The 14683-nt window shown below is 68.8% G+C and carries 14 protein-coding genes; 10 read left to right on the top strand and 4 right to left on the bottom strand.

The genetic code is table 11. The features are described from left to right. Positions 1 to 56: 56 nt before the first annotated feature. Positions 57 to 728, bottom strand: coding sequence for a response regulator transcription factor (locus QQY66_RS08820; RefSeq protein ID WP_210574852.1), 672 nt, complete (start codon positions 726 to 728; stop codon positions 57 to 59). Between the two features lie 14 nt (positions 729 to 742). Beyond that, the gene (locus tag QQY66_RS08815) at positions 743 to 1783 is read right to left on the bottom strand and encodes a PD-(D/E)XK nuclease family protein (RefSeq protein ID WP_301978545.1); all 1041 of its coding nucleotides are present in this window, start codon (positions 1781 to 1783) and stop codon (positions 743 to 745) included. 174 nt (positions 1784 to 1957) lie between these two features. Between QQY66_RS08815 and QQY66_RS08810 the strand changes: the two genes are divergently transcribed. The 3 genes from QQY66_RS08810 (at position 1958) to QQY66_RS08800 (ending at position 5236) form a co-directional block, all read left to right on the top strand. Beyond that, the gene (locus QQY66_RS08810) at positions 1958 to 3484 is read left to right on the top strand and encodes a site-2 protease family protein (protein WP_301978544.1); all 1527 of its coding nucleotides are present in this window, start codon (positions 1958 to 1960) and stop codon (positions 3482 to 3484) included. Between the two features lie 38 nt (positions 3485 to 3522). Continuing rightward, a complete protein-coding gene (locus QQY66_RS08805) occupies positions 3523 to 4425 on the top strand; it encodes a tRNA (adenine-N1)-methyltransferase (RefSeq protein ID WP_301978543.1) in 903 nt (300 codons plus the stop codon). A 232-nt stretch (positions 4426 to 4657) separates the two neighbouring features. After that, positions 4658 to 5236 (top strand): hypothetical protein, encoded by a 579-nt coding sequence (locus QQY66_RS08800; RefSeq protein WP_301978542.1) that lies wholly within the window; start codon positions 4658 to 4660, stop codon positions 5234 to 5236. Between the two features lie 53 nt (positions 5237 to 5289). Here QQY66_RS08800 and QQY66_RS08795 read toward each other — a convergent pair whose 3' ends face one another. Next, positions 5290 to 5595, bottom strand: coding sequence for a ferredoxin (locus QQY66_RS08795; RefSeq protein WP_301978541.1), 306 nt, complete (start codon positions 5593 to 5595; stop codon positions 5290 to 5292). A gap of 503 nt (positions 5596 to 6098) precedes the next feature. On the opposite strand from QQY66_RS08795, the gene arc reads away from it, so the two are divergent. The 6 genes from arc to prcA all read left to right on the top strand — a co-directional run bounded on the left by arc (position 6099) and on the right by prcA (position 12220). Further along, positions 6099 to 7865 carry a proteasome ATPase gene (arc, locus tag QQY66_RS08790; protein WP_301978540.1) on the top strand — a complete coding sequence of 589 codons (1767 nt, stop codon included), beginning with the start codon at positions 6099 to 6101 and terminating at the stop codon, positions 7863 to 7865. A gap of 234 nt (positions 7866 to 8099) precedes the next feature. Next, positions 8100 to 9611, top strand: coding sequence for a depupylase/deamidase Dop (gene dop, locus QQY66_RS08785; RefSeq protein WP_367666962.1), 1512 nt, complete (start codon positions 8100 to 8102; stop codon positions 9609 to 9611). Between the two features lie 155 nt (positions 9612 to 9766). Further along, on the top strand, positions 9767 to 9985 hold the full coding sequence (locus QQY66_RS08780; protein ID WP_301978539.1) for a ubiquitin-like protein Pup: 219 nt from the start codon (positions 9767 to 9769) through the stop codon (positions 9983 to 9985). Positions 9986 to 10023: 38 nt separating this feature from the next. Next, on the top strand, positions 10024 to 10617 hold the full coding sequence (locus QQY66_RS08775; protein ID WP_301978538.1) for an endonuclease VII domain-containing protein: 594 nt from the start codon (positions 10024 to 10026) through the stop codon (positions 10615 to 10617). Next, the gene (prcB, locus tag QQY66_RS08770) at positions 10569 to 11414 is read left to right on the top strand and encodes a proteasome subunit beta (RefSeq protein ID WP_301978537.1); all 846 of its coding nucleotides are present in this window, start codon (positions 10569 to 10571) and stop codon (positions 11412 to 11414) included. The genes QQY66_RS08775 and prcB overlap by 49 nt, the downstream gene beginning before the upstream one ends. A gap of 59 nt (positions 11415 to 11473) precedes the next feature. Further along, on the top strand, positions 11474 to 12220 hold the full coding sequence (prcA, locus tag QQY66_RS08765) for a proteasome subunit alpha (RefSeq protein ID WP_301978536.1): 747 nt from the start codon (positions 11474 to 11476) through the stop codon (positions 12218 to 12220). A gap of 71 nt (positions 12221 to 12291) precedes the next feature. On the opposite strand, the gene QQY66_RS08760 is transcribed toward prcA, so the two are convergent. Continuing rightward, positions 12292 to 13311 (bottom strand): LacI family DNA-binding transcriptional regulator, encoded by a 1020-nt coding sequence (locus QQY66_RS08760; protein WP_301978535.1) that lies wholly within the window; start codon positions 13309 to 13311, stop codon positions 12292 to 12294. A 114-nt stretch (positions 13312 to 13425) separates the two neighbouring features. Between QQY66_RS08760 and QQY66_RS08755 the strand changes: the two genes are divergently transcribed. Further along, positions 13426 to 14679, top strand: coding sequence for an MFS transporter (locus tag QQY66_RS08755; protein ID WP_301978534.1), 1254 nt, complete (start codon positions 13426 to 13428; stop codon positions 14677 to 14679). Positions 14680 to 14683 lie beyond the last annotated feature (4 nt).

The raw sequence follows: 14683 nt of genomic DNA, 5'->3' as shown, positions 1-14683 counted from the left end.
ACGCCGAGGGCGCCCCTTCCGGTGAAGGGGCGCCCTCGGCGTCGTAGGACACTCGGCTACTGCGCTCCCGGGCGCACCAGTCCGCTCTCGTACGCATACACCGCGGCCTGCACCCGGTCACGCAGCCCCAGCTTGGTCAGGACGTGCCCGACATGCGTCTTGACCGTGGTCTCGCTGACGAACAGGTCCGCCGCGATCTCCGCGTTCGACAGCCCGCGCGCCACCAGCTTCAGCACCTCCACCTCACGCTCGGTGAGCGTGTGCAGCGTGTCCGGCACGGGCTCTTCGCCGGAGGGCAGATGCGTGGCGTACTTGTCGAGCAGCCGGCGCGTGATGCTCGGCGCCAGCATCGCCTCGCCCGCCGCAACCACCCGGATCGCCTGCACCAGCTCATTGGCCGGGGCGTCCTTCAGCAGAAACCCGCTGGCCCCCGCCTTCAGCGCCTCCACCACATACTCGTCGAGGTCGAAGGTGGTCAGCACCAGCACCTTGGCCGGTCCGTCCCGCCCCGGCCCGGTGATCTGCCGGGTCGCCTCCACACCGTCCATCCGCGGCATACGGATGTCCATCAGAACCACATCGGGCTGCAGGGCCCGCACCTGGTCGAGAGCCTGGAGGCCGTCTCCGGCCTCGCCGACGACCGCGATGTCCTGCTCGGCCTCCAGAATCATCCGGAAGCCGGTACGCAGCAGCGGCTGGTCGTCGACCAGTAGGACGCGGATGGCCACGTAAGTCTCCTTCGCTAGTCCGGCCCCATTCTGCCCTGCTCGCTACCGCCCGACTCGACCGCCCTGACCGGCAGCGGATAGGGCGGGGGAGTACCACCGAATTCCGGGCATACCGCCTGGTGGTCGCACCAGCCGCACAGCTTCGTCGGCCGCGGCCGCCAGTCACCCGTCTCCGTCGCCAGCCGGATCGCCTCCCACAGCGCCAGCAGCTTGCGCTCCACCCGCTCCAGATCGGCGAGGACCGGGTCGTACGTCAGCACATCACCGCTGCCGAGATAGACCAGCTGCAGCCGCCGCGGCACGACCTTCTTCAGCCGCCACACCACCAGCGCGTAGAACTTCATCTGGAACAGCGCACCCTCGGCGTACTCGGGCCGGGGCGCCTTGCCCGTCTTGTAGTCGACGATCCGCACCTCACCCGTCGGCGCCACATCCACCCGGTCGATGATCCCGCGCAGCCTGAGCCCCGAATCCAGCTCCGCCTCGACGAACAGCTCCCGCTCGGCCGGCTCCAGCCGCGTCGGATCCTCCAGCGTGAACCAGCGCTCCACCAACTGCTCCGCCTCACCCAGCCAGCGCGCCAGCCGCTCGCCCTCCGGATCGTCCGCGAACAGCTCCACCACCTCCGGCCGGCTCTCCCGCAGCCGCTCCCACTGCCCCGGCACCAGCGACTTCGCCCGCGGCGCCGTACGCTCCGCGGCCGGGGCGTCGAACAGCCGCTCCAGCACCGCATGCACCAAGGTGCCCCGCGTCGCCGCCGCACTCGGCTTCTCGGGCAGCCGGTCGATCACCCGCAGCCGGTACAGCAGCGGGCACTGCATGAAGTCACTGGCGCGCGAAGGGGAGAGGGAGGCCGGGGGCGCGGCCTGGCGCAGCGGCGGGGAGGCGGGCGCCCCCGAGGGCGACCCGGCCGGCTGCGCCGCGGGCTCGGCAGGCGCGGAGACGGGTGGCTCGGCCTGCGGTCGCGCATGCGGTATGGCCGCGACCGCCGCCTCGGCCGCCGCCGTCCTACCGCCGCTGTGGGCCTCCGCCGCGCCCTCGGTGCTCGTCTCCATGACCACAGACCATACGGCCCGCCACTGACAGTGACCCCGTCACGGTCGTGACCGCCGCGACGGCAGTGCAAACACAGGGGGTGCCGGGGCGGAACGCGTCCCGACGGCCGCATACCATCGACCCGAGACCTTCCGCCCGCCAGGCGCGGGAGAAGCTGCGAACGAGGGGACACCGTGGACGAGAGCGGCGGGAGCGGGCAGCCGCGGTCCGGCAACGAGGAGCCGACCGAGCGCCACCGGGGTCGTACGACCCCGGCCACGGACCCCGCACGCCCCGACCCGGCCGACGAACGGGCCACGGAGGCACAGCACTTGGACGCCACAACACCCTCGGACAGCGCCGCCACGGACGACCAGGACAGCCAGTCCGCGGATGCGGCTCCCGGCGGCGACGCGCAACCCGGAACCCCGCCCTCCAGCGGCGAGCACCCGGCCCCAAGCCCCGCGCACAACCCCTCGCACACCCCCGCGGACACAGGCCAGGACCACGCCGACCGTCCCCTCGCGCACGCCGACGCCACCAAAGGCCCCCAGCCCCCGCGCCCCCGCGACCCCAGGGGCGGGCTGCTGATGGGACGCCCCTTCGGTGTGCCCGTGTACGTCGCGCCCAGCTGGTTCCTCGTCGCCGCGCTGATCACCTGGGTGTTCGGCGGCCAGCTCGACCGCGTGCTCCCCGAACTCGGCGCCGCCCGCTACCTCGTCTCCCTCTTCTTCGCGGTCGCCTTCTACGCCTCCGTACTCGTCCACGAACTCGCCCACACCGTCGCCGCCCTCCGCTTCAAGCTCCCGGTCCGCCGCATCCAGCTCCAGTTCTTCGGCGGCGTCTCCGAGATCGAGAAGGAGGCCGAGACCCCCGGCCGCGAATTCGTCCTCGCCTTCGTCGGCCCGCTGCTCTCCCTCGTCCTCGCCGGCCTCTTCTACCTGGCCCTGCAACCCGTCGAGCCCGGCACCGTCCCCGGCGTCCTGCTGGCCGGCCTGATGATCTCCAACCTCATCGTCGCCGCCTTCAACCTGCTCCCCGGCCTGCCCCTCGACGGCGGCCGCATGCTCCGCGCCGTCATCTGGAAGATCACCGGCAAACCCATGAGCGGCACCATCGCCGCCGCCTGGGTCGGCCGCGCCCTCGCCGTCTCCGTCCTGATCGGCCTGCCCCTGCTCACCCAGACCGGCGCACTCGGCCGCAACGCCGTGGACAACGTCGGCATGGACACCGTCATGGACGCCCTGCTCGCCGCGATCCTCGCCGCGATCATCTGGACCGGCGCCGGCAACAGCCTGCGCATGGCCCGCCTGCGCGAACACCTCCCCGAGCTGCGCGCCCGCAACCTCACCCGCCGCGCCGTCCCCGTCGAGACGGACACCCCCCTCTCCGAGGCCCTGCGCCGCGCCAACGAGGCCGGCGCCCGCGCTCTCGTCGTCGTCGACGCCGACGGCCAGCCTCTCTCCCTCGTCCGCGAGGCCGCCATCGTCGGCGTCCCCGAACACCGCCGCCCCTGGGTCGCCGTCAGCGGCCTCGCCCAGGACCTCACCGACGGCATGCGCGTCTCCGCCGAACTGGCCGGCGAAGACCTCCTGGACGCCCTGCGCGCCACCCCCGCCACCGAATACCTCGTCGTCGAGGAGACCGGCGAGATCTACGGCGTCCTGTCCGCCGCCGACGTGGAGCGCGCGTTCGTGAAGGCCATGGCCCGCCCCTCCTAGTGGTCGGCGACGCAGATAAACGCCGGTAGGCTGGTCACATGTCCGAACCGACCGGTGCCGCCCGCCGACGCGGGCCCTTCAAGGTCGGGGACCAGGTACAGCTGACCGATCCCAAGGGCCGTCACTACACGTTCACGCTCGAAGCCGGGAAGAACTTCCACACCCACAAGGGTTCCTTCCCGCACGACGAACTGATCGGTGCTCCCGAGGGCAGCGTCGTCCGCACCACCGGGAACGTCGCCTACCTCGCGCTGCGCCCCCTGCTCCCCGACTACGTCCTGTCCATGCCCCGCGGCGCCGCCGTGGTCTACCCCAAGGACGCGGGGCAGATCCTGTCCTTCGCCGACATCTTCCCCGGCGCGCGCGTCGTGGAAGCGGGCGTGGGCTCCGGCTCCCTCAGCAGCTTCCTGCTGCGCGCCATCGGCGACCAGGGCATGCTGCACAGCTACGAGCGCCGCGAGGACTTCGCCGACATCGCCCGGCAGAACGTGGAGCGCTACTTCGGCGGCCCCCACCCCGCCTGGCAGCTCACCGTCGGCGACCTCCAGGACAACCTCAGCGACACCGACGTCGACCGCGTCATCCTCGACATGCTCGCCCCCTGGGAATGCCTGGAAGCCGTCGCCAAGGCCCTCGTCCCCGGCGGCATCCTCTGCTGCTACGTCGCCACCACCACCCAGCTCGCCCGGACCGTCGAGTCCATCCGCGAGATCGGCTGCTTCAACGAGCCGACATCCTGGGAGACGATGATCCGCAACTGGCACGTCGAAGGCCTCGCCGTCCGCCCCGACCACCGCATGATCGGCCACACCGGCTTCCTGCTCACGGCCCGCCGCCTCGCCGACGGCGTCGAGCCCCCCATGCGCCGCCGCCGCCCCGCCAAGGGCGCCTACGGCGAGGACTACGCCGGCCCCAACGCCGACGGAGGCGCCGCGCGCTAGGGCGGCCCTGTGCCGCGATCAACGTACGAACAACGTGGCCGAGTTCCCGGAAACACCCCGGAACTCGGCCACGACGCCTTTCCGTTGACGTCGGGACAGGACGCGGCGGCCAAGAGCACAACAGGCGGCCAACGGCACAACATCCGCCCACCCCCGCCGTTCCACCGCACTGTGACGTGTGGCACCATGCTGGCCACCCCCACCGGCACAGCCCTCACAGGAGACACTCCTAGTGCAGCAATCCGCCGTTCCGGAACTCGCGCACACGCACACCCGCCCGATCCACTGGCTCGCCACCGCGACCGCCCTCGCCGGCGTCGTCGCCCTCTCCTCGATCCTCCAGCCCGACGCGGCCACCGCCGCCCAGGCCGCCGGCCCGGACCCCAAGACCGCCCGGGCGACCGCCCCCGCGCCCGACCCCGCCGACGCCGAATTCCCGATCGAATGCGGCCCCGTGAAGGCCATCGTGGTGAAGAAGGCCTCCGGAGACCTCGACGGCGACGGCAGCCCCGAAACCGTCGCGGTCGTGCACTGCGACGCCCCCATGGGCACCCCGCCCGACGGCCTGTACGTCCTCACCACCGCCGCCGACACCGGCAAGCCGCGCGTCGTGGCCACGCTCGTCGACCCCAAGGACCGCAGCGTCGTCAGCGACATCGCCGTACAGGGAGGCGCCGTCCTCGGCACCGTGCTCGGCTACTCGTCGACCGACGTGCCCCGTTGCTGCCCCGACGTCAAGGACAGCGCGAAATGGCAGTGGAAGAACGGGACGTTCGAGCGCTCCAAGCCCTCCGAAGCCCGCAACGTCTGAACCTCGCGGAACCCCGGAACATCACACGCCGGTGACGCAGCGCACCCGTGTCATCACTCCGCGTCGGGACCGAAGACCTCCACCCGGTCCGTCACCCGACGCACATGGATGCACTCGCCCGGACACTCCCGTGCCGAGTCGACCACATCCGTGAGAAGCGGCAGCGGTACGGGTGTTGTGGCGCCCTTGGCCTGCAGCAGCTCGTCGCCCGAGCCCTTCACATAGGCCAGACCGTCGATGTCCAGCTCGAACACCTCAGGCGCATACTGGGCGCAGATGCCGTCGCCGGTACAGAGATCCTGGTCGATCCAGACCTCCAGAGCCTCACTGTCGACCCCGGCCTCCTGCTGCACGCTCATCTCTCCCGCCGTCTCCCGCACCCGGTGTTGGACCCTTCGACCCTACCTCCGCCCGAAGTACGACCACGGTCGAGACGAGGTCCAGCCCCGCTCGACAGCCGCCCCAGACCCCGATCTCTCACGGCGAACACGATCTCCCCGAGCCGCTTCCCCTGTGACTCCAGCCACCCGTCACCGCCACGCTGAGTCAACGCCCGCGACACCGCTCCCCACGCGCATCCAGACCCTCCGCGACAGCCGCAGCGCCTCACCGCCCAAGCGCCGCAAGCCCTCCGACGACCGACGACACCGGCAACTCGCGCCCGGCGCGAAGGATTTTGACCACTCCACCCTTGGAACAGGCCGCTTCTGAATCACGTTGACTGGGTATCCACACGGCGTGAGGGAGAGCGCAGGGTGACCGACGACACACCTTGACAGTCTTTGTGATCTAGGGGTTTCAATCGACACCCACCCAGGTAGGGTCTGGAAGCGTCCAGCTCCCCTTGGAGGAGGTGAGGACCGTGGCAGCCCACGACGACGACATGAACCGCGGCATCCGCCCGGGACGAGGGTCCGACGACCCGGCCGGGCAGATTGCCTACCTTGAGCAGGAGATCGCCGTCCTGCGACGCAAGCTCGCCGACTCTCCGCGGCACACGAGGATTCTCGAAGAGCGGATCGTCGAGCTGCAGACAAACCTGGCCGGCGTGTCCGCACAGAACGAGCGGCTCGCCAACACGCTTCGTGAGGCCCGCGACCAGATCGTGGCCCTCAAGGAAGAGGTCGACCGGCTCGCACAGCCCCCGGCCGGCTTCGGAGTCTTCCTCATGGCGAACGAGGACGGCACCGCCGACATCTTCACCGGCGGCCGCAAACTCCGCGTGAACGTCAGCCCGAGCGTCGAACTCGAAGAGCTCCGGCGCGGCCAGGAAGTCATGCTCAACGAAGCGCTCAACGTGGTCGAAGCCATGGAATACGAGCGCGTCGGGGACATCGTCACCCTCAAGGAAATCCTCGAGGACGGCGAACGCGCCCTCGTACTCGGGCACACAGATGAGGAACGAGTGGTACGGCTCGCCGAGCCGCTGCTGGACGTCAACATCCGACCCGGCGACGCCCTGCTCCTCGAACCCCGTTCCGGCTATGTCTACGAGATCGTTCCGAAGAGCGAGGTCGAGGAACTCGTCCTCGAAGAGGTTCCCGACATCGGCTACGAGCAGATCGGCGGTCTGGGCGGCCAGATCGAAATGATCCGCGACGCGGTCGAGCTCCCCTACCTCTACCCCGACCTGTTCAAGGAGCACGAACTGCGGCCGCCCAAGGGCGTCCTGCTCTACGGCCCCCCCGGATGCGGCAAGACACTCATCGCCAAGGCCGTCGCCAACTCGCTGGCCAAAAAGGTCGCCGAAGTCACCGGCCAGGCCACCGGCAAGAGCTTCTTCCTCAACATCAAGGGCCCCGAGCTCCTCAACAAGTACGTCGGCGAGACCGAGCGGCAGATCCGCCTCGTCTTCCAGCGTGCCCGTGAGAAGGCCAGCGAGGGCACCCCCGTCATCGTCTTCTTCGACGAGATGGAATCCCTCTTCCGCACCCGCGGCTCCGGCGTCAGCTCGGACGTGGAGAACACCATCGTCCCCCAGCTGCTCGCCGAGATCGACGGCGTGGAAGGCTTGCAGAACGTCGTGGTCATCGGTGCCTCCAACCGCGAGGACATGATCGACCCCGCGATCCTGCGCCCCGGCCGACTCGATGTGAAGATCAAGATCGAGCGCCCGGACGCAGAAGCAGCCAAGGACATCTTCCAGAAGTACCTCACGGAGCGGCTCCCGCTGCACCCCGAAGACGTCGGCGAGCACGGCGGCGACAAGGGCGCCACGGTCCAGGGCATGATCCAGACCGCGGTCGAGCAGATGTACGCCGAAACTGAAGAGAACCGCTTCCTGGAAGTCACCTACGCCAACGGCGACAAGGAAGTCCTCTACTTCAAGGACTTCAACTCCGGCGCCATGATCGAAAACATCGTCGGACGCGCCAAGAAGATGGCGATCAAGGACTTCCTCGAGCACAAGCAGAAGGGCCTCCGCGTCGCCCACCTCCTCCAGGCCTGCGTGGACGAGTTCAAGGAGAACGAAGACCTGCCCAACACCACCAACCCGGACGACTGGGCCCGAATCTCCGGAAAGAAGGGCGAACGGATCGTCTACATCCGTACCCTCATCACCGGAAAGCAGGGCGCCGACACCGGACGCTCCATCGACACGGTGGCGAACACCGGTCAGTACCTGTAAAAGACAGGGCGGCTGCGGGTGCCCTCACCGGGTACCCGCAGCCGACTGCTTTTCAGGCCACGGCTGGAGCAAGGCAATGACGCAAATGATCTCCCCACCAGCGCAAAGGCGTTCTAGGCTCTTCGGTACCGCCGAGTCGCGCAGTGCGGGGACGGGCACCGCACACGCACCGGAGCGCCAGCGGTACTTGAGCAGCGTCCCCGACCGAGGACGCCGCCGGGCAAGGAGGGCCGCATGACCGTACGGCGAGTAATGGGCATCGAGACGGAGTACGGGATCTCCGTCCCCGGCCACCCCAACGCCAATGCCATGCTCACCTCGTCCCAGATCGTCAACGCCTACGCGGCGGCGATGCACCGGGCCCGGCGGGCCCGATGGGACTTCGAGGAGGAGAACCCGCTGCGGGACGCGCGAGGCTTCGACCTCGCCCGCGAGGCCGCCGACGCCAGCCAGCTCACCGACGAGGACATCGGCCTGGCCAACGTCATCCTCACCAACGGCGCACGCCTCTACGTCGACCACGCACACCCCGAATACAGCGCCCCCGAGGTCACCAACCCCCGGGACGCCGTCCTCTGGGACAAGGCCGGCGAACGCATCATGGCCGAAGCCGCAGAACGAGCCGCCCAGCTCCCCGGCGCCCAGCCCATCCACCTGTACAAGAACAACACCGACAACAAAGGCGCCTCCTACGGCACCCACGAGAACTACCTGATGAAGCGGGAAACCCCCTTCTCGGACATCGTGCGCCACCTCACGCCCTTCTTCGTCTCCCGCCAGGTCTTCACCGGAGCGGGCCGCGTCGGCATCGGCCAGGACGGACACGAACACGGCTTCCAGCTCAGCCAGCGCGCGGACTACTTCGAGGTCGAGGTGGGCCTGGAGACGACCCTGAAGCGCCCGATCATCAACACCCGCGACGAGCCCCACGCGGACGCCGAAAAATACCGCCGACTCCACGTGATCATCGGCGACGCGAACCTCGCCGAGATCTCCACGTACCTGAAACTCGGCACCACATCCCTGGTGCTGTCGATGATCGAGGACGGCTTCATCGCGGTCGACCTCGCCGTCGACCAGCCCGTCCGCACCCTCCACCAGGTCTCCCACGACCCCACCCTCAAGCGCCTGGTCACACTCCGCAGCGGCCGCACACTCACCGCGGTCCAGCTCCAAATGGAGTACTACGAGCTCTCCCGCAAATACGTGGAGGAGCGCTACGGCGCCGACGCCGACGACCAGACCAAGGACGTCCTCGCCCGCTGGGAAGACACCCTCAACCGGCTCGAGAACGACCCCATGAGCCTCGCCGGCGAACTCGACTGGGTCGCCAAGAGGGAGCTGATGGAAGGCTACCGACGCCGGGACGACCTGGACTGGGACGCCGCGAGGCTGCATTTGGTCGACCTCCAGTACGCCGACGTACGAGAGGAAAAGGGCCTCTACAACCGCCTCGTCGCCCGTGGCCGCATGAAGCGCCTCCTGGACGAGCCGGACATCGAGCGGGCCCGCACCAAGCCGCCGGAGGACACCCGGGCGTACTTCCGCGGCCGATGCCTGGAGCAGTACGCGGACGACGTCGCCGCGGCCTCCTGGGATTCCGTGATCTTCGACCTTCCCGGGCGGGACTCGTTGCAACGCGTCCCAACCCTGGAACCACTTCGCGGAACGCGTAATCACGTCAAGGAACTCCTGGACCGTTGCCGCACGGCAGAAGACCTGGTCAGGGTCCTCTCCGGCGGCTGAACGAACACCCGGGCAGAAACGGCCCGGCAGAGTGGAAATCCCGGCGTCCGGGAATCATCGAGGTGGTCCCCGGACGTTGAGGGAACTGCGGGGCCGATGTCGGACCCTGCTTGTAGGGTCTGATCAAGAACGTCGAACCGAGCGGGGTGAGGGTTATGGCGACCAAGGACACCGGCGGCGGCCAGCAGAAGGCGACGCGCTCCACCGAGGAGGTCGAGGAGCAGGCGGCGGAGTCGCAGGCTTCGGAAGATCTCAAGGAGCGGCAAGAGAAGCTGAGTGATGACGTGGACTCCGTGCTGGACGAAATCGATGATGTGCTCGAGGAGAACGCAGAGGACTTCGTTCGTAGTTTCGTTCAAAAAGGCGGCGAGTAGCCTTCGAAACGAAGGCTGGTGGCTGACGGGGGCTTCGAGTGCAAGAAGAGCAAGATGTGAAGCGCTGTCCGCGCTGTGGGGAGAACAAGCCGCGGACAGCCTTCGCGAAGAACAAGGCGATGCGTGATGGGCTGCACGTCTACTGCCGGGAGTGCGCGTCGGCGTACCACCAGGCGCGGCAGGTGGCGAAGGGGCGCAACGTGCGGCCGCGAGTGGAAGTACCCGCGGGCCACAAGTACTGCCGCACATGCGGGAAGATCAAGCCGCACAGTGAGTGGACGCGGAATCGCAGCGCGTCGGATGGCTTCGCGACGCTCTGTAAGTCGTGCAAGGCGATTCAGGGGAGGGCGCACCACCTCAAGCGCCACTACGGCATCACCGAAGCCGAACGCGACGAGATGATCGCCTCTCAAATGGGGCTCTGTGTGATCTGCCTGAAAGCTCCGGCCGTACATGTGGATCACTGCCACGAGACGGGTAGGGTCCGTGGCGTACTGTGCTTCAACTGCAATTCGGCCATCGGCAAGTTGGGAGATGATCCCGACGCAGTTCGTCGGGCTGCCGCTTACTTGGAAGGATCCTCGTGGAAGCCAACACTCGTAGCACCGGGCGTCTACCGGCTGCCTTCCTGACGCCTGGGTCGTCGTCCTTCATGGACTTTTTGTCCGAGCATCAGCCGGACATCCTGCCCGGCAACCGGCAACTGCCCCCCACGCAGGGCGTGATCGAGGCGCCGCACGGCACGACGATCGTGGCGGCGTCCTTCCCGGGGGGCGTCGTGCTCGCCGGTGACCGTCGGGCCACGATGGGTAACGTCATCGCGCAGCGGGACATCGAGAAGGTGTTCCCGGCGGATGAGTACTCCGCCGTCGGGATTGCCGGCACCGCGGGCCTCGCCGTCGAGATGGTCAAGCTGTTCCAGCTGGAGCTGGAGCACTTCGAGAAGGTCGAGGGCGCGCAGCTCTCGCTGGAGGGCAAGGCGAACCGCCTGTCGACCATGATCCGGTCGAACCTCGGTATGGCCATGCAGGGGCTCGCTGTGGTGCCGCTCTTCGCTGGGTTCGACGTGGATCGCGGCAAGGGGCGGATTTTCTCGTACGACGTCACTGGCGGCCGTTCCGAGGAGCACGGCTTCGCTGCCACCGGTTCGGGTTCGATCTTTGCGCGTGGCGCGATGAAGAAGCTCTTCCGGAGCGATCTGACCGAGGACGAGGCCACGACCCTGGTGGTGCAGGCCCTGTACGACGCGGCAGACGACGACTCGGCGACCGGTGGTCCCGATGTAGCGCGCCGGATCTACCCGATCGTCACCGTGATCACCGAGGACGGTTTCCGTCGGCTGACGGAGGAGGAGTCCTCCGAGATCGCCCGCTCGATTCTGGAGCGGCGTCTGGAGCAGCCGGACGGCCCGCGGGCCGCGCTGCTGTAGGCGGCGGCCTCTTGTTGCAAGGTGATCCAGTGACTTCGACAGAAAGGGATGGGTAGCCGGTGTCGACGCCGTTCTATGTCTCACCTCAGCAGGCGATGACCGACCGTGCGGAGTTCGCCCGGAAGGGCATCGCGCGTGGCCGCAGCCTGGTCGTGTTGCAGTATGCCGATGGCATCGTGTTCATCGGGGAGAATCCGTCCCGCGCGCTGCACAAGTTCAGCGAGATCTATGACCGGATCGGTTTTGCGGCGGCCGGTAAGTACAACGAGTACGAGAACCTCAGGATCGGTGGCGTCCGGTATGCCGACCTGCGTGGTTACACCTATGACCGTGATGACGTGACCGCTCGTGGCCTGGCGAATGTGTATGCCCAGACGCTGGGCACGATCTTCTCCAGTGCGGCGGAGAAGCCGTACGAGGTGGAGCTGGTCGTCGCCGAGGTGGGGGAGACGCCGGAGGGTGATCAGATTTACCGGTTGCCGCATGACGGTTCGATCGTCGACGAGCATGGTTCGGTCGCGGTCGGTGGCAATGCGGAGCAGATCAGTAGTTATCTCGATCAGCGTCACCAGGACGGTATGACTCTGGCGGAGGCGCTGAAGCTGGCCGTGCAGGCGTTGTCCCGGGACACCAACGGCACGCAGCGGGAGATTCCCGCGGAGGGGCTGGAGGTCGCGGTGCTGGACCGTACGCGTCCGCAGGCGCGGAAGTTCAAGCGGATCACGGGTCCGCAGCTGGCCCGGTTGCTGGAGGCGGGCGGTGCGGAGACCGCGGCGGAGGCCGAGGGTTCCGAGGACGAGGAGTAGGTCCGCCGATCGCCCTGTCTTGCTTTGCCTTGTGTGCCCCGGCCGCCTTGTGCGGACGGGGCACAGGCGTGTCAGCGGGCGCTGGGCGGCGCTGTGGAGCCTCGTACGACGAGTTCGACGGGAATGTCGCCCGGTTCCGGTGTACGGCCGTCCAGGACCGCCAGTAGCGCCTGCATGCCGCGTTCGCCGAACAGTTCCGCGTCCAGGCGTACGGTCGTCAGCTCGGGGTCGATGGCGGTGGCGAGGGCGAGGTCGTCGAGGCCGGTGACGGAGATGTCGTCGGGGATGCGCAGGCCGAGGCGGCGTACGGCCTTGTAGGCGCCGGCGGCGAGTTTGTCGTCGTCGCAGACCAGTGCGGTGGGCCGGGGGCCTGCGGGGGCGGAGAGCGCGGTCTCGGCGGCGATGCGGGCGCCGTCGATGGAGATGGGTGCGTGGGCCGTGCGTACGGACGTGCCGGGGACCGTGCCGACTCGTGCGGCCAGTTCACGTGCGCGTACTTCGAAGGTCCAGGAGGGGATGTCTGCCGCGAGGTGGAGGAAGTGGCGGTGGCCGAGGCCGAGGAGGTGTTCGGCAACCTGGCGGACGCCGTCGGTGATGTCGAGGTTGACGGTGGCGGCGCCGAGGCTGCCGTCCGGGTCGCTGTCGAGCATGACGAGGGGGAGTTGGTCGCCACGGATGGCGGTGAGGGCGTCGGCGGCCATGGAGGAGGCGATGATGCCGTCGAGGGCTGCCTGGGCGGAGGCGAAGGGGTCGCGGGCGGGACCGATGCCTTCGGGGGAGGGGTAGAGGACGACGCCGAAGCCGTGTTTGGCGGCGATGCGGGCCGCTCCGGTGTAGACGCCGGCGAAGAATTCGGTCGTCAGTGCGGGGACCACGAGCAGGACGGTGCGGGTGTGGCCGAGGCGGAGGTTGCGGGCGGCGAGGTTGGGGCGGTAGCCGAGGTCGCGTGCGGCTTGTCGTACGCGTTCGGCGGTGGTTTCCGAGACCCGGCCGCGCCATTTGTCGCCGAGGACGAGGGAGACCGCGGCCTGGGAGACCCCGGCGGCCTGGGCGACGTCACGGCTGGTGGGGCGGGTGCTGCCTGGTGCCACCGTGCGACCTGCTCTTTCGTCTGGACTGGTGGACAGCGCACATGGTACGTATGACGAAGGGCGTTATACGTAACACCTCAATGGGGTCGGCGAGCGGAAGGGCGGGACACGGCCGTGGGATACCTGGAGATCCTCAGGGCGAGGCATGCCACCCGGCTGCTCGTCGGCACGCTCGTGGGCCGGCTGCCGAACGCGACCTGCGCGATCGCGATCGTGCTGTTCGTGCGGGCGGAGGGCGGCACGTACAGCCTCGCGGGGGCGCTGGCGGCCGTGTACGGGGTCGCGAACGCCGTGGGCCAGCCGGTGCTGGGGCGGCTGGTTGACCTGTACGGGCAGCCGCGCATACAGCTGCCGGCCGCCGTGCTGTCGGGGCTGGCGATGGCGGTGTTCGCCTTCTCGGGCACCGACCCGTTGCCGCTCGCCCATGCGGCCGTGGCGGCTGCCGGGCTCTTCACGCCGCCTCTGGAGGGCGGTCTGCGGGCGCTGTGGCCGAGTGTCCTCCGTAAGGAGGGCCAGGTGCACACGGCGTACGCGATGGACGCGGTCGCGCAGGAAGTCATGTTCACCGTGGGGCCGTTGCTGGTGACCGTGTGTGTGTCGCTGTGGTCGGCGCAGACCGCGCTGCTGGTGCTGAACGTCATCGGGGTTCTCGGCGCGCTGTCCGTGGTCGTGTCGCCGCCTTCGCGCGCGTGGCGTTCGGCGCCGCGTGAGGCGCACTGGCTGGGTGCGTTGCGTTCGCCCGGGCTGCTGGCGTTGCTGGGTGCGTTTCTGTTCGTCGGTATCGCGCTGGGTTCCATCACGGTGGCGGCCGTGTCGTACGCGGACGACAACGGCGGTGACGCGGTGTACGGCTGGCTGATGGCGGGGCTGGGGCTGGGTGCGCTGGTCGGCGGCACCGTGTACGGGGCGCGGCAGTGGACCGGTGAGCCGGCGCGGCGACTGTGTGGGCTGGTGGCTCTTCTGGCGGTGTGTTATCTGCCGCTGATGTTCATGCCGGGTGCGGTCGCCATGACGTTGCTCAGTGTGCTGTCCGGGGTGTTCCTCGCGCCGTGCATCGCGTGTGCGTTCGTGCTCGTGGACCGGCATGCGCCGAGGGGGACGGTCACGGAGGCGTTCTCGTGGCTGGTGACGACGTTCACGGTCGGGGCGTCGGTCGGAACTGGCCTCACGGGTCCCGTCGTCGAGGGCGGTGGGACGCTGTGGGGCTTCGCCGTGCCGGGTGCCGCTGGTGGGGTGTCGCTGCTGGTTGTGCTGGTCACCGTGCGGGTGCTGGCGGCGCCCGGTGGGCGGGCCGTGGTGGCGGCCGCATCGGAAAATGATCGCAACCGTGCGGTCGAACCCCGTTTCAGCTCAGGGGATCGGGCGTAATGTT

It is taken from the genome of Streptomyces sp. DG2A-72, assembly GCF_030499575.1.
Classification (GTDB): Bacteria; Actinomycetota; Actinomycetes; order Streptomycetales; family Streptomycetaceae; genus Streptomyces.
Note: the sequence above shows the minus strand (reverse complement) of the source record. Positions and strands in the feature narration are given on the sequence as shown.